Source organism: Pseudomonas sp. DF5, assembly GCF_058148225.1.
Window position 1 is genome coordinate 1 of the sequence record NZ_JBYVYM010000087.1, and the last position, 273, is coordinate 273.

A 273-nucleotide genomic window follows, 5' to 3' on the forward strand; every position below is an offset into this window, starting at 1 on the left:
CTGTAGATACTCTGTTCACGGTCAAGCTTTTAGCAGATGTTTTTCGCTGAAAAGCTTGGCCGTATCGAAATCCTCTCCAGCGCGTATGCAGGCCCACAAGCCTGTCAGGTATTTGCGCATAACCGCACAGATGGCCTGCATTTTTCGTTTTCCACGACCGACTAGCACGTCGTAAAAAGCCTTCACATAAGGATCGCAGCGGATCGCTGACATGGCAGGCATGAACATCGCCGAGCGCAGGTAGGCGTTGCCACCCTTGCTCAGGCGTCCGGG

1 protein-coding gene is annotated in these 273 nt (G+C 53.8%); it reads right to left on the bottom strand.

Annotated features, from left to right (window positions below):
* Positions 1 to 21: 21 nt before the first annotated feature.
* A partial coding sequence (locus AC30D7_RS28810) for a transposase (RefSeq protein WP_490136339.1) occupies positions 22 to 273 on the bottom strand: 252 nt, incomplete at its 5' end.